General features: G+C 33.5%; 16 protein-coding genes. 3 read left to right on the top strand and 13 right to left on the bottom strand.

Annotated features, from left to right (window positions below):
• Positions 1-118: 118 nt before the first annotated feature.
• The 10 genes from BLT46_RS01970 to hpt all read right to left on the bottom strand — a co-directional run bounded on the left by BLT46_RS01970 (position 119) and on the right by hpt (position 12,833).
• Positions 119-817: a YjjG family noncanonical pyrimidine nucleotidase gene (locus BLT46_RS01970; protein ID WP_090405372.1), complete on the bottom strand. Its 699-nt coding sequence runs from the start codon at positions 815-817 to the stop codon at positions 119-121.
• Positions 818-872: 55 nt separating this feature from the next.
• A complete protein-coding gene (gene radC / locus BLT46_RS01965; protein WP_090405369.1) occupies positions 873-1,565 on the bottom strand; it encodes a RadC family protein in 693 nt (230 codons plus the stop codon).
• Positions 1,566-1,618: 53 nt separating this feature from the next.
• Positions 1,619-3,106, bottom strand: a complete 1,488-nt coding sequence (locus BLT46_RS01960) for a potassium/proton antiporter (protein WP_090405367.1) — start codon at positions 3,104-3,106, stop codon at positions 1,619-1,621.
• Between the two features lies 1 nt (position 3,107).
• On the bottom strand, positions 3,108-4,466 hold the full coding sequence (locus BLT46_RS01955; RefSeq protein WP_090405365.1) for a UDP-N-acetylmuramate--L-alanine ligase: 1,359 nt from the start codon (positions 4,464-4,466) through the stop codon (positions 3,108-3,110).
• Between the two features lie 471 nt (positions 4,467-4,937).
• The gene (locus BLT46_RS01950) at positions 4,938-7,256 is read right to left on the bottom strand and encodes a hypothetical protein (RefSeq protein ID WP_090405362.1); all 2,319 of its coding nucleotides are present in this window, start codon (positions 7,254-7,256) and stop codon (positions 4,938-4,940) included.
• Entirely contained in the window at positions 7,216-8,223 is a 1,008-nt protein-coding gene (locus BLT46_RS01945) for a hypothetical protein (protein ID WP_090405359.1), read from the bottom strand. The genes BLT46_RS01950 and BLT46_RS01945 overlap by 41 nt, the downstream gene beginning before the upstream one ends.
• Positions 8,224-8,307: 84 nt before the next feature.
• Entirely contained in the window at positions 8,308-10,461 is a 2,154-nt protein-coding gene (locus BLT46_RS01940) for a S46 family peptidase (RefSeq protein ID WP_090405356.1), read from the bottom strand.
• 130 nt (positions 10,462-10,591) lie between these two features.
• Entirely contained in the window at positions 10,592-11,599 is a 1,008-nt protein-coding gene (obgE, locus tag BLT46_RS01935) for a GTPase ObgE (protein ID WP_090405395.1), read from the bottom strand.
• A gap of 91 nt (positions 11,600-11,690) precedes the next feature.
• Positions 11,691-12,266 carry an adenylate kinase gene (locus BLT46_RS01930; RefSeq protein ID WP_090405353.1) on the bottom strand — a complete coding sequence of 192 codons (576 nt, stop codon included), beginning with the start codon at positions 12,264-12,266 and terminating at the stop codon, positions 11,691-11,693.
• 30 nt (positions 12,267-12,296) lie between these two features.
• A complete protein-coding gene (gene hpt, locus BLT46_RS01925; protein WP_090405349.1) occupies positions 12,297-12,833 on the bottom strand; it encodes a hypoxanthine phosphoribosyltransferase in 537 nt (178 codons plus the stop codon).
• A 655-nt stretch (positions 12,834-13,488) separates the two neighbouring features.
• Between hpt and BLT46_RS01920 the strand changes: the two genes are divergently transcribed.
• The 3 genes from BLT46_RS01920 (at position 13,489) to BLT46_RS01910 (ending at position 17,714) form a co-directional block, all read left to right on the top strand.
• Positions 13,489-14,643, top strand: a complete 1,155-nt coding sequence (locus BLT46_RS01920; protein WP_090405345.1) for a 5-(carboxyamino)imidazole ribonucleotide synthase — start codon at positions 13,489-13,491, stop codon at positions 14,641-14,643.
• A 2-nt stretch (positions 14,644-14,645) separates the two neighbouring features.
• Positions 14,646-15,125, top strand: coding sequence for a 5-(carboxyamino)imidazole ribonucleotide mutase (gene purE, locus BLT46_RS01915; protein WP_090405342.1), 480 nt, complete (start codon positions 14,646-14,648; stop codon positions 15,123-15,125).
• A gap of 558 nt (positions 15,126-15,683) precedes the next feature.
• The gene (locus tag BLT46_RS01910) at positions 15,684-17,714 is read left to right on the top strand and encodes a M3 family metallopeptidase (protein WP_090405339.1); all 2,031 of its coding nucleotides are present in this window, start codon (positions 15,684-15,686) and stop codon (positions 17,712-17,714) included.
• A gap of 66 nt (positions 17,715-17,780) precedes the next feature.
• Here BLT46_RS01910 and BLT46_RS01905 read toward each other — a convergent pair whose 3' ends face one another.
• From BLT46_RS01905 to BLT46_RS01895, 3 genes are all read right to left on the bottom strand, one after another.
• Positions 17,781-18,326 (bottom strand): hypothetical protein, encoded by a 546-nt coding sequence (locus tag BLT46_RS01905; RefSeq protein ID WP_090405335.1) that lies wholly within the window; start codon positions 18,324-18,326, stop codon positions 17,781-17,783.
• Between the two features lie 113 nt (positions 18,327-18,439).
• Entirely contained in the window at positions 18,440-19,315 is an 876-nt protein-coding gene (locus BLT46_RS01900; protein WP_090405332.1) for a pirin family protein, read from the bottom strand.
• Between the two features lie 120 nt (positions 19,316-19,435).
• Positions 19,436-25,489: an alpha-2-macroglobulin family protein gene (locus tag BLT46_RS01895; RefSeq protein WP_176770710.1), complete on the bottom strand. Its 6,054-nt coding sequence runs from the start codon at positions 25,487-25,489 to the stop codon at positions 19,436-19,438.
• Positions 25,490-25,565: the final 76 nt, after the last annotated feature.

The following is a 25,565-nucleotide window of genomic DNA, read 5'->3' as shown; positions in this document are numbered from 1 at the left end:
TAAAGTATAATCTCGTTGACTACGCTTTTCCCTTGTGTTTTCTGTCTCTTTCATAAATAAGTCTATTTTGTGTAAACCTATTTTAGGACGGGACAGATATAAAATAAAAGACCTACTATTAAAGTAGGTCTTTTATTTTTATTAATTCATTTACTTGTATAATCTCCGGCGATACTTCTTTATCAAATTGATTATAATAAATAGCATCCATTCCTACACCTAATGCCCCTTTGATATCGGCTAATAAGTTATCCCCCACCATAACCGCTTCGTCCACTTTTGCTTTCGCTTGATTCATAGCAAAGTGAAATATTTGTGGATCTGGTTTATTAACTCCTGCTAATTCTGAATTAGTAACAGTAATAAAATAATCTTCAATTCCCGAATTAGACAACTTCTTTTGTTGAACTTCGCTAAAACCATTTGTGATTATATGTAATCTATATTTTTGTTGTAAATAGTCTAACAATTCTACAGCCCCATCAAATAGATGATTATAGTTAGGTAAAGTGCGAATATATTCATCTCCTAATTTCAGAATTCCCTCTACACTACTTTCATAGTCCAAAGCCTCAAATGTATCTCGAATACGCCCTACCCTTAATTCCTCCTTCGTTACTTGATTTAAGCTATACTTATCCCAGTAAGCAGCATTAATATCAATGTAAAAATTTAAAAATTGTTCACTTGTAAAAGGAAAATTAGACTCAGCTATTACTTGTTCAAACGCCTTTGCTGAATTTGTTTCAAAATCCCATAAAGTGTGATCTAAATCAAAAAATATATTTGTCTTTCCTGAAAAACCTCCAAAACTCATACCTATAATTTCATTGTGTTAGTGACAAAATTAAGTATTCTAAATTTAGTAAGCACTATAACATACCTTCATCTGCAAAACTATAGTAACTATATTCAGTTACAATAACGTGATCTAACACTTGAACATCCATTACCCTCCCTGCTTCCTTTATTTTTTTGGTGATGTGAATATCCGCTTCACTGGGTTTAAGTTTCCCACTCGGATGATTGTGAGACAAGATAATTCCTGTCGCTTTTTGCTCTAAGGCAATTTGAAATAAGACGCGAATATCAACAACAGTTCCTGTCATTCCTCCCTTGCTTAAAGCTGTCTTAAACTTAATTTTATTTGAATTATTTAGAAAGATAACCCAGAACTCCTCGTGATCTAAACTTCCAATAATTGGATTCATAATCTCAAAAACATCTTTACTTGAAGTAATCTTAGACAAATCTAATTGTTCATTCATTCGTCTTCGTTGACCAAGTTCTAAAGCTGCAATAATAGTAATAGCCTTTGCCTCTCCTATTCCTTTAAAAGAAATTAGTTGATTTAAACCTTGCTTAGCTAATACCCCTAAATTATTATTATAGGTAAGTAATATTTTCTTACATAGCTCAACAGCTGACTCTTCTTTATTTCCCGAACCAATAAGTATGGCCAGTAATTCGGCATCACTTAAAGATGCCTTTCCTTTTAAAACTAATTTTTCTCGTGGCCGGTCGTCTTCAGCCCATTCCTTGATAGTAATCCTTTGTTTTTCCATTTTTGATTTTTTAATAGCAACTAAACACTATCAAAAATCAAGCCTTGAATTACTTATTCTTCAACCCCTAAAAAGCCTTCTCCTCTAAAAAAAGCAGTTGTTTTTCGCTTCTCTTCCCGATCACTTGCCAGAAGTACAACCTTGTCCCCTGCCTCAATAACAGTAGAACCACTTGGAATAAAGAAGCGCTTATTTCTTCTTATCATTGCTATAATAACACTTGAAGGCAAATCAATATCAACCAAACTCTTTGAAACAACGGGGTAATGTTCTTTAACATCTACAATAGCCATTAAGGTCATTTCACGATTATCTAAATCGTATGTCAATTGCTCCTTAACCTTATCTTCTTCTGGTAAGTCTAATTTTAACCACTTAGCAAACAAAGAAATTGTACTCCCTTGGAATAAAATAGAGATAAGTGTAATGAAGAAAACTATATTAAAAATAATATCAGCTTGAGGAACGCCAGCTACTAAAGGATATGTAGCAAATACAATAGGAACAGCTCCTCTTAAACCAACCCAAGACACAAATGTTTTGGTGCGAATATCTACTTTGAAAAAAGACAAACATATAAACACTGCAAGTGGCCTCGCTACCAAAATCATAAAGATTGAAACAGCAATACCAATTCCAGCAACATTAATAATTTCAGATGGAAATACTAAAAGTCCTAAAGTCAAGAATAACACAATTTGCATAATCCACGCCATTCCATCAAAAAATCGTATGATTTGTTTCTTATGAACTACTTTAGAATTACCCAAGACAAGTCCTGCAATATAAACAGCTAAAAATCCATTTCCACGAATTACATCTGTAAACGAGAAAGTAAAGAACATTAGCGCAAGTACGATAACCATATAAAGGCCTTCATACCCTAAATCTAATTTATTCAATACATATCTACCTGCTTTACCCATTACAAATCCCATAACAGCACCAACTAACATTTGTAAAACAAATGACTCTAATATGGAAAACCAACTCATATCTGGAATCTGCATAAAGCTCAAAACTGTAATAGTTAGAACATATGCCATTGGGTCATTACTACCACTCTCCAACTCAAGCATCGGCCTAATGTTATTCTTCAAGCCTAATCCTTTAGAACGCAGTATAGAGAATACAGCAGCAGAGTCTGTAGAAGATACAATAGATCCCAACAGTAACGACTCCAAAAAGGTAAATGGAGAAATATAATAAACAAACGTCCCTACCGCAAAAGCAGTAAGTAACACCCCTAAGGTGGAAAGTACTATCCCTTTTGCAGCGACGGGTCGTATATCATCTTTATGTGTATCTAATCCTCCGGAAAATAAAATAAAGTTCAACGATACAATTCCTATAAACTGTGTTAATTGTGGGTTATCAAAATGAATTCCACCAAGTCCTTCCGAACCGGCAAGCATTCCTATAAAAAGGAACATTAAAAGAACTGGAATTCCAAAACGGAATGAAGTTCTACCTGCTAAAACACTAACAAATAAAAGAACAGATCCTACTAATAAAATATTTTCAGGAGTAATAGTATACATATTATGTAATCAAATTATTGGCAAATTCATTTAAGTCTAATCCTCCGTAATTACCAGAACTCATAAATAGTAATACGGTATTATCTAAATCTAAAGCATCTAAATAAGTTCTAAAATCAGCAGCATTAGTATACGTTACAAGATTATCTTTCTTGAATGCATTAACCATTTGCTCTGACGAGATTTCATCAAGTCGCTTAATTTTCAAAGCCTCTAAAGAGTAAAATACAACTGCTTCATCTGCTTTAGCAAGCGCTCCTTCATACTCACTCAAAAAGTTTGCGTTTAAAGAACTGTAAGTATGCAATTCTAAGCACGCAATAACCTTCTTGTTGGGATACTGCATTTTTACAGCTTCAGTAGTAGCAATCACTTTACTTGGAGAATGTGCAAAATCTTTAAATACAACAGTACTTCCATTATCACATAACTTCTCTAAGCGTTTTGATGCTCCTTTAAAAGATGCAATAGCCTCATAGAAATCTTCTTCATCAATACCCATATTTTGACAAACCCACTTAGCCCCACTCAAGTTGCTTAAATTATGTTTGCCAAACACCTCTAAAGGCATTGGACCTTCAGGAGTCTCCAAATAAGTAACCCCTCCATCAATTGAATATTCCGGAGTTGTATAAGGTAATTTGCGAATTGGGTTTTTAGTATTTTCAACTATTTCGTTAATAACAGCATCTTCCTCATTGTAGATTAAAATTCCTCCATTCACGATTTTGTCAACGAAAATTCTGAACTGCTCTACGTAGTTATCAAAAGTTGGAAATACGTTAATATGATCCCAAGCTATACCACTAAGCAAAGCAATATTAGGTTGGTACAAATGAAATTTAGGACGTAAATCTAAAGCAGATGACAAGTATTCATCTCCCTCTATTAGCATAAATTCATTCTCTGAAGTTAAGTTTACCATTCGATCAAACCCTTCTAATTGTGCACCAACTAAATAATCCACTTCTACACCATGATAATGCATAACGTGAAGAATCATAGAGGTAATGGTAGTTTTTCCGTGAGAACCACCAATAACAACACGCGTTTTATTCTTTGAATGTTCGTAAATGAATTCTGGATAAGAATATATTTTTAAGCCTAATTCTTTTGCTTTCGCCAATTCTGGATTATCTCCTTTGGCGTGCATTCCAAGAATTACCGCATCTATATCTGAAGTTATTTTCTCAGGAAACCAGCCTTCTTGTTCTGGCAATAATCCCTGTTGTGTAAGTCTTGTTTTTGAAGGTTCAAAGATAGCATCATCACTACCCGATACAACATCACCTTTTGCATGCAATGCCAGAGCTAAATTGTGCATTGCACTCCCTCCTATTGCGATAAAATGTACACGCATTATTTTCTATTTTGATCAATAAATTCAACTTAGCGTAAAAATACAATTTAAAAAAGAAAACATACTTATTTTTAACCAAAATACAGCTATATTAGGACTAATATGTCTAACTATTAAGTCTTTTCTAATGAACAAACAACTTACAAATTATGAAAGAGCGAATATAACAAGTACTTGTTTTGTATACAATCTCCTATCATTTATCTGTTCATTTATTGCAATTATAATATCATTTATACCAATTGTTAATATAATAGCATTCATCTTAGGCTGTACAGCTTTATTGTTTTCAATTCTCTCTTATAACAAGTCTAAAAAGATCAACAAAAAACTCACACCATCTCTATTTGCAATTGTAATATCACTCTTCCCTATTACAATTTCAATCGGATTAAACCTTGTTATCTTATTAGCTTTAACCAAATAAAAAAACTCTGAATAACCTAAGTTACTCAGAGTTTCTATTATTTATTATTCCATTCCCAGATACTTTCTAAAATAACCACATTCATTGATTACTTCTTTATAGTATTTCGTATCGCTATACTTTGTTTGTAGCTCCGCAAATCCACGCCACTTTTTAAACATCACATCATCTCCCCAAGCTCCGTAGTAATAATTATCTGTGTGATACTTCCCTACGTAGAATGTATTGCGTTCTATTTTAGCATCAAAGTAAGCTAACTTAGCTTTCTGCTCTCTTGTTGTAGCATTAGCTTTAGCAATATTGTAATATTTCTGCGCTAATTTCATACTCAACAAAAACGATTTGTTTTCTGATATAATGCTATTACTTCCATACTCTCCAACAATATTATTGTAATAGAACATTCTTGCATTCCCAAAATAAGTTGTGTTGTAATAAGCATTACCTAACAACATAGCATTATTAAACACATCGTTGCCACTGTTCACATTGTCCTGCATTTCTTTCACCTTTTTCAAGAAAGCAAGTTTGCTGTATTTTACACTTTGCTTAGCAGCGTGATCACAATCATTACAGTCTTTTATCTTACCATTGAATGGGTTTCCATAAAGTTCAGCTTCTCTATACCCTACAATATATTCCTCATTATTATAACTGTCGTATTTCTTGATTGGGGCTGCCTTTTCCATTTCTACAATAGCCTCTTCTAACCTATCTTGATAAAACAAATAAATAGCACGACTTTCATAAATATCACTCAAATTAAAACTGTAATGAGAAGCAAATAAACTTTCTATTTCAGACTTATTCGTTTTCTTAAAAAAGGCTTCCATTTCATTGGAACGCTTTGCATCTTGATAAAAAGAACTACCATTACTAAGTAATAATTCAGACATAATTAAATTACCTTGTTCCTGATAAACAGCAGCTAAAAACTGGCGTATCCAATTTGATGCATATTCATATCTAAACGCTCCTTCTCCATTACCATTTGGCAAATCATTATAAACCCACTTTAAATCTGTTATTAACGATTTTTCAACAGCCTTATCAATCTTCTTAACTTGTGAAACAGTATTTATTAAGCCGAACAATCGCACTTGGTCAACCAATAACTGATCATACCCCTTAACTGAACTTTTGGCCTCTCTAATTAACTTCTCTGCATCGCTATAATTACCTTGAAAAATATCCATATAACCAGCTGCTAACTTCCACAATACAGGATTATGAACGTCTTTTGTATTATTAGCAACTTGTTTTACCCACTTCAACGTATTTGCATCAATCTTCTTTTTAATTGCCTTGAAATACTCATCCTTCGATTTAAAACTACTCTCTGCAAAAACATTCACAGCACTTTCTTGTTCATTCACCCAGCGAGTCAATAAATAATCTATATGTTTACTATTAGGATCTATTGCGTAAACTTCTTTCATTGCTTCAGCCGCACTTTTATAGTGACCTGTAATCGCCCAAATTGCAGCTTTTACTTCCTTATCATTGGTACTACTGATAACATTTTGAAGTTGTTTATTATCTAATGGCTTAAAATTATACAAGGCCACTTGTCTCATTGAGGGCTCAGCATTAAAAACTTCTGCATACAACAAATTAGACTTGGCATAATTAGCTTGTTGATAATAAGCACCTGCTACATATCCTAATGCGCGATAATACAAAGTGTTTTTAACCTGTCCGTTTGCAGTATGCTCAAAATAAGAAATAACAGAGGCTCTATCTTTAGAATAAAACTTAGCTTTCATTACTTGGAACCACATACGATTTGTAAAGAAAGCATCATTTTTACTCAACTTATTATAGTACGACTCTACTTCATTCACGACTCTATCAGAAGCTGTAATAGCAATATGATTTTCGTAATCCCAATAATTAATCGTTTGGGCACTATATATTTCTATTTCTTTTGCAAAATATAAGAATGTAATGAAGTTTCTAACCTTTTCGTCTTTAAGATTTAAACCATAAGTTCCCGTTTTTGCTTTCTTCTTTAATACATCATTATATAAATCGCGTATATTATCAGTGGTATCAGTACTTTCTACTAAGTATTCTTTGATGACGTGCTCTGGCACACTATTCCCTAAATAAGCTTTCCAATCTTCAACAATTTGATTGTTGAACATAGAAACATTATCCATATACCCCCAATTATAAAAGCGCTCATTTGGAGCAAAGAACATTGGCTTATATGAATTATCTACAAAAGCCTCTGGTGTAAATGACGACACAGACGAGTAACTAAACCAATCATCTGCACAGGCATAAGTATAGGCTCCTACTCCTACTATTAAAGAAAAGCTACTTGCATAGAGACAATTCTTCCAAAACTTCTTTCTCATAAAAAGTCACATTTTTTGAATTCAAATCATATAATATTATTTCGGAGGGACATTTACCACTTGCCTGATACAAATCTTGTTTCATTTCTTGCAACTGTTCCGGTTTAATACTTTCAACTTTTACTTGATCTCCCACTTGAAAATACTCCCCAAAATAAAGTCCTTCTTCTTGAACACTAAAAACAAATTCACTGATTTGCTTTAGTCCACTTTTTTCTTTTAAGTCATCTAAGCGTACACGACTTATTAACTTTATTACTTTTCCATTTCTACTTTGAACAACCCAAGAGTAAATTGGAAAAGCATAATCTAATGCAAGAGGATAGTCTTTTAATCCTCCTATATACTTTTTCGCTATGCTTCTATCGTAAATAGAATTCAAACTATCGGAAGCAATAGTTCCCATATTATAATACATCAGCACACCACTATCAACATCAGGTATTCCAGTTTTTGAAGCATACTTAACTTGATGTAATCGAATTGTTGATGTCAACTTCCAATCAATATCTTTCTTTATATACTCAATCAACTTAAAAAAACGATCTTTAGACTGTAAGGTCCAATCACAATCCAATTGAATTTCTTGGCAGTCTATATCATTCACATCATTTACCTGTCTAATGAAATCAACTATTTTTTCTGCCAATATGTACAAATTAGTCTGCTCGTTTATTAAAACCTCATTCTTAATATAAACAACAGGTACAACTTCTAACTGAGGTAGGCTTTCTTTAAAAATGATTGGACTCACAGGTATAGCTTGATTGCCTTGAAGTACAACATCAAAATATCTTATATAAAGTTTCTTAACATTCAATTCTGCCAATGACTTTTTCTCTATACTATCTAACTGAAAAGACGTACGCCAATAATAATACGACAAGGTTGTTTGTGAATGTTTATTGTTTTTAAAATCACATCCGAGCAACAAAAACAAACTAAACAAACAAATTAAATACTTCATTTTATTACCTCTTATTTAGATTAACAAAAGTGCAAAAAAAAATGCCTAATAAATTAGGCATTCTTCATATTTTTTAAAATTGTCTTATTTCACTAAGGTCATTTCGTCAACGATATGTTTCGCATCTGCAAACTTATCAATGATGAACAACACATAACGAATATCAACATTTATTGTTCTTTGTAATTTAGGATCATAGATAACATCTCCTGCCATAGCCTCAATGTTTCCGTCAAATGCTAAACCAATCAATTCACCTTTACCATTTAATACAGGTGAACCAGAGTTACCACCTGTAATATCGTGGTTAGTTAAAAAGTTTACAGGCATATGACCGTCTTTATCAGCATACATTCCATAATCTTTACTATTGTATAAGTCGATCAACTTTTGAGGAACTTCAAACTCCTCATCACCAGGTACGTGTTTTGCTACTGTCCCTTTTAATGTTGTAAACCAATTCTCTTTTGCATCATTTACTTTATTCCCTCTTGGCAATCCAATTACAGTACCATAAGTTAAACGTAAAGTAGAGTTTGCGTCAGGATAGTATTTACCTGTTGGATTACTTTTCTGAACACCATCTACAAATAAACGATATGCTTTTTGGTATTTATCTTCCAAAGTACTTAAAGCATCTGATTTCTCTCTGTATTTATCCATAATAGCAGAAGACAGTTTCAATAAAGGATCACGTGATACAACAATACCTTTTGGATCTTTTAAGAAAGCTTCCATCTTAGCTTTATTAGCAAATACACTCTTATCAAAAGCTTCATTTACAAATTTTTCGAAATCGCCATTATACTCTTTTTCAATCTGAGCAATGTATGGAGCAATAGCATACCCTTCCGATTTAGAAGCATATAATGCTAATTGCTTAGCAAGCATTTCACGCTCTAAAGGCTCACTTACGCTATTGTAAATACTTTCTACATACGCTGTAAAATCTTCACGCATTTCATCTCTTTTCTTATCATCACCTAAAGCGTATGCTTCCATACCTCCAGCTAAACGATAAGGAGCAGCTGCCAAAATAGAAGTACGCATCATTGTCATTAAATAATTATCATGACGAGCTTTTTCATTTGTAGCTGCATAGAAATTATTAATGTCTTGAATTACGTTTCCATATTTTGCTTTATTAGCTTTTTTATTAGCCCATTTGTTAAAAGCATCTTCTGCTTTCGTTTTTGAACCAACTGTATTGTGTTGCGTTAAGGCATCAATCATCCCCTGGCGGTTTTTCCAATAGTTAGCAACACCAGCATATTTAGAAGCATAGTTTAAACGAACTGCGTCATCTAAAGACATATGTTTCTTCATTACATCCATTCCTAATTTAGATCCCTCAACCCAAGCTGGGTAAGCAAACTTAATATTTTGCTCTACACCTTGTGCTGGCATCCAACGATTAGTTCTTCCAGGATAACCTAAAATCATAGAGAAGTCTCCTTCTTGAATTCCTGTTACAGAAACAGGTAAATAATGTTTAGGAGTCATTGGAATATTCTCAGGAGAGTACTCTGCTGGGTTTCCGTTTTTATCAGTGTAAACTCTGAATAAAGAAAAGTCACCTGTATGACGTGGCCATTCCCAGTTATCCGTATCTCCACCGAATTTACCAATGCTATTAGGAGGAGTCCCTACTAAACGTACATCATTGTAATCTTGGTAAACAAAGTAATAGAATTCATTTCCTTGAAAGAATGATTTAACAGATACTGTATATTTACCATCTCCATCATTCTCTTTTTGAATTTTAGCAATTTCTTGATTAATTGCTTTTTCTCTTTCTGCTTCAGTCATTGAATCTCTAACAACGCTCAAGATACGACTTGTCACATTATCCATTCTAACGAAAAAACGCACAGATAAGTTCTTTGCAGAACGCTCTGTATTTTTGTCTTTAGCCCAGAAACCATTTGTTAAGATATCATCTTCTGGAGTAGATAAGTCAGCAATTTTATCGTATCCACAATGGTGATTAGTCAACACTAAACCTTGGTTAGAAATAATTTCTGCTGTACACCCACCATCAAATTGCACAATTGCATCTTTTAATGAGTGATTATTTATACTGTAAATTTCTTCTGCTGTTAATTGCAGTCCCATCTTTTCCATATCACGTTGATTTAAACGATCAATGAACATCAAAAACCACATTCCTTCATTTGCTTTTACCTGAAAAGGTAATGCTAATAAAAATGCAGTTAAAAATAAAATGACTTTTTTCATAAATTAAAATACTGTGTTAGAATTGCGAAGATAGTTTTTTTCTTCAAAAGCAGATGCAACAATTGTAAGAATAAAAAAAACCGACCTGAAACTCAGATCGGTTTTATATGGTAATATTATAAAAATCTATTTATTTAGAGCTGTTAAGCATTTTCCAAAGCTTATCCTTTAACTCTTGCATACCTTGATTTGCGATCGCAGAAATAAACATATAAGGCACACCGTCTAATTCAGCATCCAACTGTTCTTTCATTTCCGCTTTCAATTCGTCATCTAACATATCACATTTAGTAATTGCTAACAAACGATCTTTATCAAGCATTTCAGGATTATAACGTCTTAACTCATCTAAAAGAATATTATACTCTTTAGTAATATCATCAGCATCTGCCGGAACCATAAATAAAAGCGTAGAATTACGCTCAATATGACGTAAGAAATAATGTCCTAATCCTTTTCCTTCTGCAGCACCTTCAATAATACCAGGTATATCAGCTATTACAAAAGATTTAAAATCTCTATAAGCTACAATCCCCAAGTTTGGTTTAAGCGTTGTAAAAGGATAATCAGCAATCTTTGGTTTAGCAGAAGTAACTACTGAAAGAAGAGTAGATTTACCCGCATTAGGAAAACCAACTAAACCAACATCAGCCAATACTTTTAATTCCAAAATAACATCTAACTCAGTACTTGGCATACCTGGTTGTGCATATCTTGGAGTTTGGTTTGTAGAACTTCTAAAGTGCCAGTTACCTAAACCACCTTTTCCACCTTCAGCTACAATTCTCTTTTCACCGTGTTCAGTGATTTCAAACAATACCTCTCCAGTTTCTTTATCCTTTACTACAGTTCCTAATGGAACTTCAATAATTCTATCCTCACCATCTGCTCCTGTACTTCTTGAACTACCACCATCACCACCGTGACCAGCTTTAATATGACGTGCAAATTTCAAGTGAAACAACGTCCACAAACCTTCATTCCCTACGATATAAACGTGTCCTCCACGTCCTCCATCTCCACCATCAGGACCACCTTTTTCAATAAATTTTTCACGGTGTAAGTGTGTAGAACCTCTACCTCCTTTACCGGAAGCTACATATATTTTAACGTAATCGACAAAATTCCCTTCAGTCATTTCCTTAAGTTTTTCCCCCACCCTAAAGCACTATGCCATAGGAATTGGGCGGCAAATGTAATATTTTTTAATGAATATTAAATAGTTTACACTATATTAATGTATCAATAACTTTACTTAATCTCTCAGTAACCTCTTCAATAGCACCTATTCCATCAACAGCAGTATATTTAGATTTCTCTTCATAATACTTGATTAATGGAGCAGTTTTTTCGTTGTACTCGATGTAACGGTTACGGATTTTATTCTCATCTTGATCGTCACTTCTTCCACTTGTTTTACCTCTTTCTAAAATTCTTGAAACAAGAACTTCATCATCAGCATCAATTCCGATTGTCGCAACGAACTTGATATTTTTCTCTTGCAATAATTCTTCAAGAGCTTCTGCTTGTTTAATTGTACGAGGAAAACCATCAAATAAGAAACCTGCTTTATCCATATTATTAGCTACTTCATTAGCAAGCATATTAATTGTGATTTCATCTGGTACTAATTCCCCTTTATCGATAAAAACCTTTGCTTGTTTCCCTAATTCAGTATCGTTTTTTAAGTTAAAACGAAATACATCTCCTGTTGAAATATGAGTAAGATTGTATTTTTCTTTAAGAAATTGAGCTTGAGTACCTTTTCCAGCACCAGGTTTTCCAAATAAAACTATTGCAATCATTATATATGTTTTATACTGTTAGTGTATTAATTATTGTTCTTTTATTTGATAGATCTCAGGTAAGTTACGACCGTGTTTATCATAGTCCATTCCGTACCCTACTATAAATTTATTCTCGATTTCAAACGCTACATAATCTAATGGGATATCTTTTGTGTACGCTTCAGGTTTTAAACATAAAGTACAAATTTTGATATCTTTTGGTCTTTGTTGTTCAAATAACTTCTTTAAAGCTACTAACGTATTTCCCGTATCAACAATATCTTCAACGATTATAACTCTACGATCTGTTACATCAATATCTAATCCCAATAATTGATTTACTTGATTTGTAGATTGTGTTCCAATATATGAAGCCATCTTCACAAAACTCATTTCGCAAGGTGCTGTGTAGTGTTTCACTAAATCTGAAATCACCATAAACGATCCGTTTAAAACACCAATAAAAACAGGAACTTCCCCGTTCATATCTGCAATCATTTGTTGTGCGATTTCTTTTAATCTGTTGTCGATACGTTCCCTTGAAATAAACGGAACAAAAACCTTATCTAAAACTTGTATTTCCATTGTGTTGTGTTATACGTAATTTGCAAATATACAAAAAGAATACACCTTTATTAATTTCTACGCAAAGGAATTGCCTTAAAACGCAAAAAAACTTACCTCGATCTCGTTACAAAACCAAGTATGCTTTTTAAAGATAATGATTAAAATCTTATTCTAAAAGTTAAAATATTTCTCAAGAATTTAATCCCTTTTAAAATAAATATCTTAAGGTATAAACAAAAAACGTAGCGTTATAAAACGCTACGTTAAAACAAACTAATTCAATCTAACTCTAAAACCAAAGTTGATAGTTCTATCGTTGAGATTACTTTTAAATATCATTTATACATCCACTATCTATACAATGATTATCACTCAATCACAATTCAAATATAAGTTAATTTTTTTAACTAAAAAATATTTCGTTAATAAAATATTATATTTTAATTCAAATAATAACATACATTAAATCATCAATAAATAAATTATATTCAAAACAAACACACATATAGTATAAATTAACTAATAAAAGATTAAAATACACTCTGCTAAAAACCTTTTACTCATTAAAACATCATATCTACAATTATTTAACCTTAAATCTAAATTCATTCATCAGAATTCTATTTCATTCTTTTTTAAATTATCTTTGTCGCTATAACTATACAACAACACAATGAATTATTTTTCAACTGATTTCCGTTTGGGAATTTTAGGAGGTGGCCAACTTGGCAAAATGCTCCTTTATGATACTCGAAAATTTGACATTGCAACGAATGTCTTAGATCCAAGTATTGATGCACCCGCACAATTTGGTGCTCACAAGTTCTTCCAAGGAGATCTAATGGATTTTGAAACTGTTTACCGCTTTGGAAAAACAGTAAACACTTTAACTATTGAAATAGAAAATGTTAACCTTGATGCTTTAGAGCAACTTGAAAAAGAAGGTTTAAACGTATTTCCTTCTCCTTCTACCCTGCGTTTAATTCAGCACAAGGGAAAACAAAAAGACTTCTATACTCAGAACAATATCCCTACCGCACCTTATAAAAGATTTGATGACATCGAATCTCTAAAAGAGGCTGTTAATAATAATGAAGCGACTATTCCTTTTGTATGGAAAGCAGCACAATTTGGATATGACGGAAACGGAGTAAAAGTTGTTCGTTCTGTGGCTGACTTAGACAAACTACCTAATGTAGAATGTATTGCTGAACAAATGATTCCTTTTAAAAATGAATTAGCTGTTATTGTTGCAAGATCAGTATCAGGAGAAATTAAAACGTACCCAGTTGTAGAAATGGAATTTCATCCAGAAGCAAATCAAGTTGAATATGTGATTTGCCCTGCCAGAATTCCTTCTGCAGTTTCTGATAAAGCACGCGAAGTCGCTTTAAAAGTGTCAGAAAAATACAACCATGTTGGTTTACTTGCAGTTGAAATGTTTCAAACAGAAGATGATGACATCTTAGTTAATGAAGTTGCACCTCGTCCACATAACTCGGGACACTATTCTATTGAAGCAAGTTATACATCACAATTTGAACAACATATCAGAGCTATCCTTGATTTACCTTTAGGGGATACAGATAGCAAGGTTGCTGGTGTTATGGTTAACTTAGTAGGTGCCGAAGGATATACAGGACAAGTATATTATGAAGGAATGAAAGAAATCTTAGCTATTAATGGGGTAACACCTCATATTTATGGTAAAAGAGAGACAAGACCCTTCAGAAAAATGGGACACGTTACTATCGTTAATCCAGATATGACTAAAGCAAGAGCAATTGCTCAACAAGTAAAAGAAACCATCAAAGTAATCAGCAAATAATTATGAAAATAGCAGTAGTAATGGGCAGTACTTCAGATATGCCTGTAATGCAAGACGCCATTAATATTATTAAAGAATTTGGAATTGACGTTGAAGTAGATATTGTTTCTGCTCATAGAACTCCAGAAAAGTTATTTGACTTTTCATCAAATGCTCATAAAAGAGGAATAAACGTAATTATTGCGGGTGCTGGTGGAGCAGCACATCTACCAGGAATGGTTGCTTCTATGTCACCACTTCCTGTGATTGGAGTACCTGTAAAATCATCTAACTCTATTGATGGATGGGATAGTGTTTTATCTATACTTCAAATGCCAGGTGGTGTTCCTGTTGCCACAGTTGCTTTAAATGGAGCAAAAAATGCAGGTTTATTAGCCTTGCAAATCTTAGGTAGCCAAAACCAAGAAGTACTAAACAAAATGATTGAGTATAAAAATGGATTAAGAGATGCTGTTTTAAAAGCTGCTGAATCTATCAAGTAAACCTTCATTTTACAGCATAATATAAACGCCGAAATAGAGTTTCTTTTTCGGCGTTTCTTTTTTATAAAACATCGATTACATCCTAAAGAAAATAGCAATTTAAAAAATACACGCTACATTATTTATTTTTCTTTTATATCTCCAAAAACACAAATCAATAGGTTCTAAACAAAGACTTAGACGTATCATCTACCAGACAAGTACCACATTCCTACCACACACCTTCGGTAAAAGAGCTTTTTTCCGAACTAATGTGGTACTTGTGTGGTAGATGTCCCGAACATGGTATACACAAAACAATACTAATACTACTTTAAGTATACTATATCTAAGCTTCAACTTTACAGCTCTCTTCTATAGGAACCTATCACATTCTTAAAAACTAAATTAGAATTGGTGGAGTAGTAAAAAGTAATTTCTTGTCTTTTAACTAAAAACACAAGTAACTGATTAAAAAACTATTATAAAATATTCCATTTTATTTAACAACACATTCTTCTAAAAAAACTTACTTTTATCTTTTAAAGACTACGAACATTAAAATTGAACACATATAATATGTCACTATTAAATACTCAATTCAATACAAAACACGGGACTGCTCCCTTTTCTAAAATAAAAACAGAAGATTATAAACCCTCTTTTGAAAAAGCAATCAACGAAACTAAAGAGGAGATTAATGCTATTACTTCAAATACTGAAGCTCCTACTTTTGAAAATACAATAGAAGCTTTAGCATATTCTGGTATGAGTTTAGATATTATCTCTAATATCTTTTTCAACCTAAACTCAGCGGAGACTAATGACGATATGCAAAAGATTGCACAAGAAGTTGCTCCTTTACTTTCTGCTCTTAGCAATGATATTTCTTTAAATGAAGAATTGTTTAAACGCGTGAAAACGGTATATGAGCAAATCGACAACTTGAACTTAAATACAGAACAAAAAACACTATTGACTAAAAACTACAAAAGTTTTGTACGAAATGGTGCTTTATTACCTGAAGATAAAAAAAATAGACTGCGTGAAATTGATGCTGAATTATCTAAGACATCGCTTACTTTTGGAGAGAATGTGTTAGCAGAAACACATAAATACCAACTGAATATTACAGATGAAAAAGACCTTGCTGGTTTACCTGAAGGGGCTATTGAAGAGGCAAAAAGCTTAGCGGAACAAGAAGGGAAAGAAGGTTGGTTATTTACTTTAGACTACCCAAGCTATATTCCATTTATGACTTATGCTGATAATAGAGCATTGAGAAAAGAAATGGCTATTGCGGCAGGTAAAAAGGCTTTCCAAGACAACGAACACAACAATGAAGCTAATGTGCTTAACATCGTAAAATTACGCCACGAAAGAGCTAATTTATTAGGATACAAAACACACGCTCACTTTGTACTGGAAGAACGTATGGCACAATCTCCGGATAAAGTGAATGCTTTTTTAAATGAATTATTAGCAAAAGCTAAACCAGCTGCAGATAAAGAATTTGCAGAACTTACTGCTTTTGCAAAAAGATTAGATAATATCGACCAATTAGAAAAATGGGATGGTGCATACTATTCTGAAAAATTGAAACAAGAACGCTTTAGTTTAGATGATGAGTTATTAAAACCTTATTTTCAATTAGAAAATGTATTGGATGGTGCTTTTCAAGTAGCTAATAAATTATACGGATTAATTTTTACTGAAGTTCAAGATATAGATAAATACCACCAAGACGTGAGAACATTTGAGGTAACAAATGACAAAGGAGAGTTTGTTGCTGTGTTTTACACTGACTTCTTCCCACGTAAAGGAAAGAGAAACGGAGCCTGGATGACGTCTTTCAAAAATCAATATGTTTTAAATGGCGTGAATGAAAGACCTCACATTTCTATTGTATGTAATTTTACTAAACCTACGGCTACAAAACCATCCTTATTAACTTTTAATGAGGTTACTACTTTATTCCACGAGTTTGGGCACGCTTTACACGGAATGTTAGCTAATACAACGTATCCAAGTTTATCGGGAACTAATGTATTCTGGGATTTTGTAGAATTACCAAGTCAGATTATGGAAAACTGGTGTTTTGAAAAAGAGGCTTTAGCATTATTTGCAAAACACTACCAAACAGGAGAGGCTATTCCAATGGAATTAGTTGAAAAAATCAAAGAAAGTGCAAGCTTCTTAGAAGGAATGGCAACAGTACGTCAATTGAGCTTTGGATTATTAGATATGGGATGGCACGGTCAAGACCCTACTACTATTACAAGTTTAAAAGACTTTGAAGTAGCACAATTTGAAGCTACTGCTCAATATCCTGACGTAAGAGAAAATGCGATGAGTACTTCTTTCTCTCATATTTTCCAAGGGGGATATTCTTCTGGATACTACAGCTACAAATGGGCAGAGGTATTAGATGCTGATGCTTTTGCTTTCTTTAAAGATAACGGAATCTTCAATAAAGACATTGCAACAAAATTTAAAGATAATGTATTATCTCAAGGAGGTACAGACCACCCAATGACATTATACAAACAATTTAGAGGTCAAGAACCTACTCCAGATGCTTTGCTAAAAAGAGCTGGTTTGATTAAATAAAACGAAAAGCCCATTGTCAAAAAACAATGGGCTTTCTTATTATTACAATTGTTTTATAAAAACAGTTTATAGAAAACACTCCTCATTATATGTATAATTATCCAGCGTAATTGGCATTTGATTTGCTTCTTTAAGATTTTGTTGCGCTTCATTATACTTATCTACTTCCGAAGCAGCCTTTGGATCTTTTATCGTTCCTAATAAATTGTGAATACGGTCTAATTCTTCTTTTTGTTCTGCTTTTAAATACCCTTCAGCAGTATCACAAACTTGCTTAAATGTCTTACCCCCTACAATCTTTAGAAAGGCAGCATCTGTTTTATAGTTATCTATACCTTCATCTTCCGTATAAAATATATTCATATTTCCGATAATCTGAATTGCTTTTTGTAGACGCAGTTGGTCTTTCTCTACTAAAGAATTCATCATTGCATCTTCTGAATCCATATACGTATCCATCGTTTCACCAGACAATTTCAATTCTTTGGTTTCTACAGTTTCTTGTATACTCTCTACAGTGGCTTCTTCGACTGCTGGAACCTCAACTTTCTTATCTTGACAACTCGCAACACATAGCGCAAAGGTCAATAATCCTAATCCTACTTTTTTCATACTTTAAAAAAAAACAAATGTATAAGAAAAAAGAAAAGGAGAAATAAAAACTTATCTCTCCTTTAACCAAACCAAATCTCTATAAAGACACAACTATCTTTTGTTTAAACTATTTATTCTAAGTCACCAAACTTACCTTCATTGAAGTCATTTACAGCTTCAATTAATTCATCTCTTGTATTCATTACAAAAGGTCCGTAGTGTGCAATTGGTTCGTTTAGCGGTTCTCCTGACAACACTAATACTACTGCGTCTTCTAAAACCTCAACAGTAAACACTTCTCCATCTTTCGCCATATGTGCAACGTGGTCTGTTTTTACAATTGTAGTATCATTAACTTTAATTTCCCCTTCTAAAACTAACAACATTGTAGTGAAATGAGAAGGAAAAGTAAAGCTGGTTTTAGCACCTGTTTTAGCTTTTAAATTAAACATATGCATAGGTGTAAACGTAGAAGCTGTTCCTTTTGTTCCTTCAAATTCACCAGCAATTACCTCAACCAATCCCATATCATTTGGCAATTGATGTTTTGCCATTTTATCATTTTCAATCGCTTGGTATTTAGCAGGTCCTTTTTTATCTTCTCCTTTCAAGTTTACCCATAGTTGTACCATTTGAAACTCACCTCCTGTTTTACTCCACTCTGTTTCGTGAAATTCTTTGTGTAAAACACCTGATGCTGCAGTCATCCATTGTACATCTCCTTGCCCAATGATACCACCTCCACCACTGCTATCCCCGTGTTCAACACGACCTTTATAAGCAATTGTTACTGTTTCAAACCCTTTGTGTGGATGAACACCAACTCCTTTAGGAATTTGAGAAGGTGGGAACACGAATTTTGAGTTATAATCAAACATAATGAACGGATCCATTTGTTGCATACTCATATTTGGCATACTCGGAATAAAGTTATGCACTCTAAAACCATCTCCTACAAAGTGTGCAGGTTGTGGTGCTACTACTTGTTTAATATTTCTTGTTTTCATATCTCTTTGTTTTTTGTACTACAAAGTTACAACCACACCTTCCCTTTTACACTTAACCTACAACAAGAAAAGGCGAACACATTGGTTCGCCTTTCTTTATTTGGTATTCACTTATACCTATTATTTAATCTCTACTTTTATTCCTTCGCTATGCGCACTCATTTCAGGAGCGTACATATTTTGTAATGTAGTAATTCCATTTGAGAAGAAACCAGCTGTATTTGCTCTTAAATCATATTCAAAAACATAACTTCCTTTGTTTAATCGAGAGATAAAGAAATTTGTTGATGCATCACGTGTTTCCTCGTAATAACCAAACTCTCCTCTCCATCTATAACCAGAGAAAACATTTGTTGGTTCAAAACCACTTGCTCTCATATCCTTAATGTGAACAAAGTCCATATCTCTATCAACAACAATTTCTAAACGTACTGCTACTTTATCACCAACCTTAATTGGAGTATCTGTTGTAATCTGTCTCAAGACTTCTCCTTTGTCTGTATTCACACGTAAGAACAATTGTTTATTGAACTTAACTCCTGTATGTGCTGCTGTGATTTTATCTAAATCATCAAAATACTGCCAGTACATTGCTCCCCAAGCCACACCAGGAGAAGTTTTTTCTACCTCAACAGTTGCCAATTGAGGAGTTATTTCTCCTTTAGACCAAGACTGTTTTACGTAACCACTTCCCATTTGACTATCTTTTGTTAAGTCAATTGGCGTACCACCAACTTTTACTGCAATTCCCTTATCAGAATCTGCCCAAGACTTACCAATATTCAATAAAGCATAAATAGCACGAGTAGTAGCCTTTGTTGAGTTCCAAGCTGTTGTTTGTTTATTTTTCAACAACCACACTTTCATTTCCTCCAATGCTTTGTCTTCTTTAGAAACAACCTCACTGTAAGCCTCCATAATCATCACTTGTGTTTCTACTGGCGAATCATACCAGAACCATCCCGGTTTATTCTCTTTCCAATACATACCCATTTCATCCGAATCTACTGATAACTCCATAATGCTCTTAATTGCTGTATTTGCCAACTGGTTTTTACCATATCGTTTAGCTACTACCGCACGCATTGCTTTGCTGTATAAACCTACATTAAGTTTACTATCCTCTAAATTTTTTAAATAGTAATTAAGCATTACACCGTATTCTTCTTTCATTTTAAAGTCATCTTTAAAGAAACTTCTCACATACAAATAATGAAGGTTGATTGGGTTGTAATCCACCACTGCTGTTTTCTTTATTTTCGCATACGCTTTAAACTGCTCTTGGTCTACAAATTGAATTGCTCTATCCAGCATTCCTTTATAAGCAACTCCCATCTCTTCATTTAACATTCCCATCTTTTTCAAGTTTCCAAAACCTTCTACGATAGATTGTGTAATGTATAAATTAGAGTTACTACCACTAAACCAAGGGAAACCTCCATCTGCATTTTGCATTTCAAGCAATTTGTCAAAAGACTCTGTGCGCTCTTGTTGCATTTTATTCAAGTCAAACAATAAAGCAATGCGCTTCATTTGTTCTTCTTCACTTTCTGCTTGCATTAACCAAGGAGTCTCTTCAATCAAGATATTTCTCAATTCTTTATTTTTCTCTAAACGAGATACCAACTCTCCTTTTGAATTCCAATTGTCAAATACACTTTTAATACGAGGATTGCTATTCATAATAGAAGTAGAAACTACATTCCCGTAAAACTTATTGAACATTCCATTGGCATTTGACGAGTGATACTCTCTCAACGACGGAAGCGCAAATACAGCATTCCACAATGGATTTGTTGTCATTTCAAATGTCAATAAGAAATTGTCGCTTGTTGATGAATTACCTTCTTTCAACTTATCTAACGTGAAGAACTTGTTTTGTCCTTCTTTCACATAGATAGGCATTGTTTCTGTTACCATCATACGATTTGAAAGAATTGGTAATGCTGACTCCTCACCATCGCTAAAATCCCCTGCTTTTGCAACCACGCGATAAACCACAGCTTGAATACCATTAGGCACTTTTATAGTCCACGTACTTACCGTTGATTCTCCTTTGCCAATAGCAATTGCTTTTACTTTGTCATCATTAACAAATGAAGCGTCAATTGGTTCCATTGTAAATGCGTCAAAAAGCAATAAAGCAACTGTTCCATTTACTTCCTTATCAGAAAGATTTGTTGTCTTATTAGAAATTACAACCTCATCTCCTTGGCGTAAAAATCTTGGCATATTAGGAACAACCATCAAATCTTTTTGTGTACGTACTTTTTTCTCTATATAACCCGTACGCAAATCTTTACTATGAGCCAAAGCCATAAACTTCCATTGCGTTAACGCTTCTGGCATTGTAAACTCTAACTTGATATTACCCTCCTTATCCGTTTTTAACTGTGGATAGAAAAATGCTGTCTCATTCAGATTAGTTCTTGTTTCCACATTCCCTAATTCTGCCAAAGCACCTTCTTTCGTTGTAATCAATACTGCACCATTAGCACCTCTAACTCCATATAAAGCCGTAGCCTCTTCTGGAGACAATACTTTCATTTCAACTATATTTTTTCTATCTACTTCTACACCTTCTTCTGCAACTACTCCATCTATAATTTGAAGAGGCGAATTATTGGCATCTCCACTTCCAAACGACATTTCACTTTTCCCACGTACTTTTTGTGTACTTGGTGCAGCCATTACAGCACTTTCTCCCATTACATAATTTGCATCAGCACTCTTAGCCATCGTTCTATACATCATACGTTGTGTATTTGCAAATCCAATATTGAAAGTCTCTAACGTAATTGGCATACCAAAATACACAGACTCATAACTAAAGTAGTTTCCTACAGCATTACTTGTATATGTAATATTATTGAACGCATTATTGAAGTTGAATCTATCGTTATTAGTATAGTATTTCTTTCTCTTGTAAAAAGAAGAAGCAAATGAATTAGACGCAAACTCATCTAAAGAAGCATCATACATTCCTGCTAATACTTCCGACAATACTTTGTCTTTGTCTAATCCTGAAATAGTCAATGTCCACGTTTCTTTCTGACCTGGTGCCAACTTATCTCTGAATGAGCCAACCTCGATATTTAGTTTACCTATTTCGTTGTTAACACTAATCAACCTTCTATCATTTTGGTAAAAGTTGTGTTTCACTGCTGAAAAATACACTGAAATAGTATTTTCATCTTTAACAGGCACTTCAAACTTTACAGCCTTCTTACCTACTTTCAGTGTTTTTTGAGTAACAACACTTTCTTTAGAAATGACAGAAACAACAACAATTGTATTCTCTTCTCCCGACTGTAAAGAGTACGTTACCTTATCACCAACTTTGTAAACACCATCGCCTCCTTGTACATCAAGCAAGTCATACACCTGACGATTTTTCTCATTTGTATTTACAACAGTGACTTGTTTATCTACACTTACCTTCTCTCCATCTTTATCATATACAAACCCTTTTACAATGTAAGTACCACTTGCTAACTTAGCAGCATCTTTCCAATTAAGCTCTTTGGCTTGTGCAGTATCAAAACTCGCTTTAAAAACCTGAGCTCCTTCTTTCCAAGTAGCTTGATCTAATTCTTGTGCATAAGGTAAATAAGGAAACAACTTAACAAACTCATCGTATGTATATGCCTCCTCTTTATTTCCAGATCGCAAACCTGTATTTAGCATACGCTTTGGATACGGTGCTTTCAACTCATAGATAGCAACCTCTCCTTTAGCAGGATAATCAACACCATTCAGATTTGTTGTATTTAATTTGATTGTTTCTAAGTCCGTTGCTGTTACATTAGCCCCTACTTTTAAGTCAAGCAATACACCTCTATCTCCTACTGTAACAGAAGACGACTCTGTATGTGTTTCTCCATTGACATCCGTTACCTCAACATTTACCACATAGCGATATGTACGAGGGTTATCTTTATCCTTTTTCTCATTAGCAGGAATAGCAGTAAAGTCTATAACAAACTTACCATCCTTATCTGTGATTGTTTCTCCTTGTGTAATCAACTCTGGTTTTTCATAACGCATAAACATACGTCTATACCAAGGTAAGTAAGGCCATAAAGTAGCACGCGTTACTTTATATGTTACTTTAGCCTTATCGATATTAGCCCCTGAAAAAGCAACAGCACTTCCCTTAACAGATACTTTTTCATTTAACTGAAAACTTTCTGTTACCCTATCCATTGTTACCTCAAACTTTGGACGTTTGTACTCTTCTACTTTAAACATCTTAGAGCCACCTATTCCTTTTACTCTGATATAGAAGTTTCCTAACTTACCAGAAGCAGGCAAAGCAAATGACCCTTGTAATGATCCGAACTCGTTTGAAATAGCGTCAATACTATTGATTACTTCATTGTTTGTATTAACCAATTCAACAGTATATTTCACATTTGTAGACACCTTCTCAGTAAGTCCCTTTATTTCTGTCAATATAGCTTTAAAATAAACTGTTTGTCCAGGTCTATATATACCACGATCAGTAAACAATTTACTTGAAATACTCTCTACATCATCGCTGTATTTATCTTTTCTTGGGTTATAATAATAATTTCTATAAAACACGTCTTCCCCATCAATCGAATAAATACGTTGAGAAGATTGCATATCAAGAGCAAGCGTATGTTCTCCTTTTGAATCCGTAGTAATTACAGTTTCCCAATAATTCTTATCTCTCTTATTAGAAATACTATTTGATACACGAATACGCTTATTCATTAAAGGTTCTCCCGTAGCACGGTTATACGCACGAAGTTTGTTTTCTCCTAAGATGATTACATTAGCAGAAACACTAACTTCTGTATAACTTACAACATCTTTATCTTTCTCCAATCTATCAAAAGGAGCTGTACTTGTCATAATAGCATAACGCCCCATTGTTAATGGTTTCAATGCAATACGCGTACTATGTACTTTGTAATCATCATACTTCTTAACATCAATAGTATAGCTATCTACTACTTTATCTTTCGTAGAAATATATTGATACCCTTCTTTTTCGTGTACATCATATTTAAACACATAATCAGCAACAGGTTCAGTTATTTTAACTACTTGCACATAAACTTTATCTGTATTCTTATAACTGATGTTTAATGGGGCAGTTTCATTAACATCAAGCATTTGAATTGTAGATACACTCAAGTCAGGATTAGTTACAAGTTTTTGATAATCTGTAAACATCTTTAATTGCCCTTTATCTGCTGACAAAGAAAATAGTCTTAATGCCTTTTGAGCATAAGCAATAACCTCTGTTCCTTCTACTTTAAACTCCGAATTTTCACTCGTCTGTTCAAACTGTCTGTACAAAAATTGTAAGTATGCTTTTGATAAATCCAGGTTTAACGGATAGTCTTTTAGCAATTGCTTGTACTTATCGTTTTTAGCAGTTGCTGTCCAATCATATCTAAAGTCTAATTCAAACAAAGCAGTGTAAATCACTAAATCTACATTCTTGTGATTAGCCACTTCTCTCTTAACCTCATCGATTAACTTATACGCCTTATCTCTATTCAAGTCTTGATCTGCTTGAGACACGAAGCCATAAAGTCCATTCAACAAAACTGAAGCGTAATCTAAACGCACAGCCTCATACAAGGTATAATTAGAAAAGTCTACTTTGCTATCTTTGTCATAAACAAACATATCCTTCCAATCCTTTACTAATACAGTAGAATTCTTTTCCAAAAGCGTCAAAGCACTTGAATAGAAGTTATCAATGCGTTGTTCCAACTGACTCAATGTCATAAAACGTACATCAGTTGCACTATCTGTTTCTTGCTCTGTTCTATTTCTAAACTTATATGAGTTTTCACTTTTGTAAATAGCATATAACTGCCCTTGATACGCATCAAGCATAGCAGCATAAACCCCAGTAGCGGTTTTGCGTTCCTTTTCAAATACCTGAAAAACTTCGTTTACATTAAACTCACTATCATCTTTAGTTGCTATATCAATCTTAGCTTGATAAAAAAGAGCTTTTAATACACTTGGGTAGTCTTTTTCTTTACGCGATAAGTCAAGAACCTCCTTAACTTCTGGCGCAAGGCTTTTTACTTCGTAGCCTTGTTCTTTTTTAGCAATACTCTCCCACAATGCCTTTATTTTAGGATTTGATGATTGTCCAAACCCTACTATTGGAGCGAGTATCATTAAAAATATATTTATTTTCCTCATAATTCGTTCAAATTACTTTGAGATAAAAATAAGTCTTTATCTCTACAATACT

The sequence above is a fragment of the Myroides phaeus genome (assembly GCF_900099675.1).
In the GTDB taxonomy this organism is placed as follows: domain Bacteria; phylum Bacteroidota; class Bacteroidia; order Flavobacteriales; family Flavobacteriaceae; genus Flavobacterium; species Flavobacterium phaeum.
This window is presented reverse-complemented; position numbering and strand designations above follow the sequence as displayed.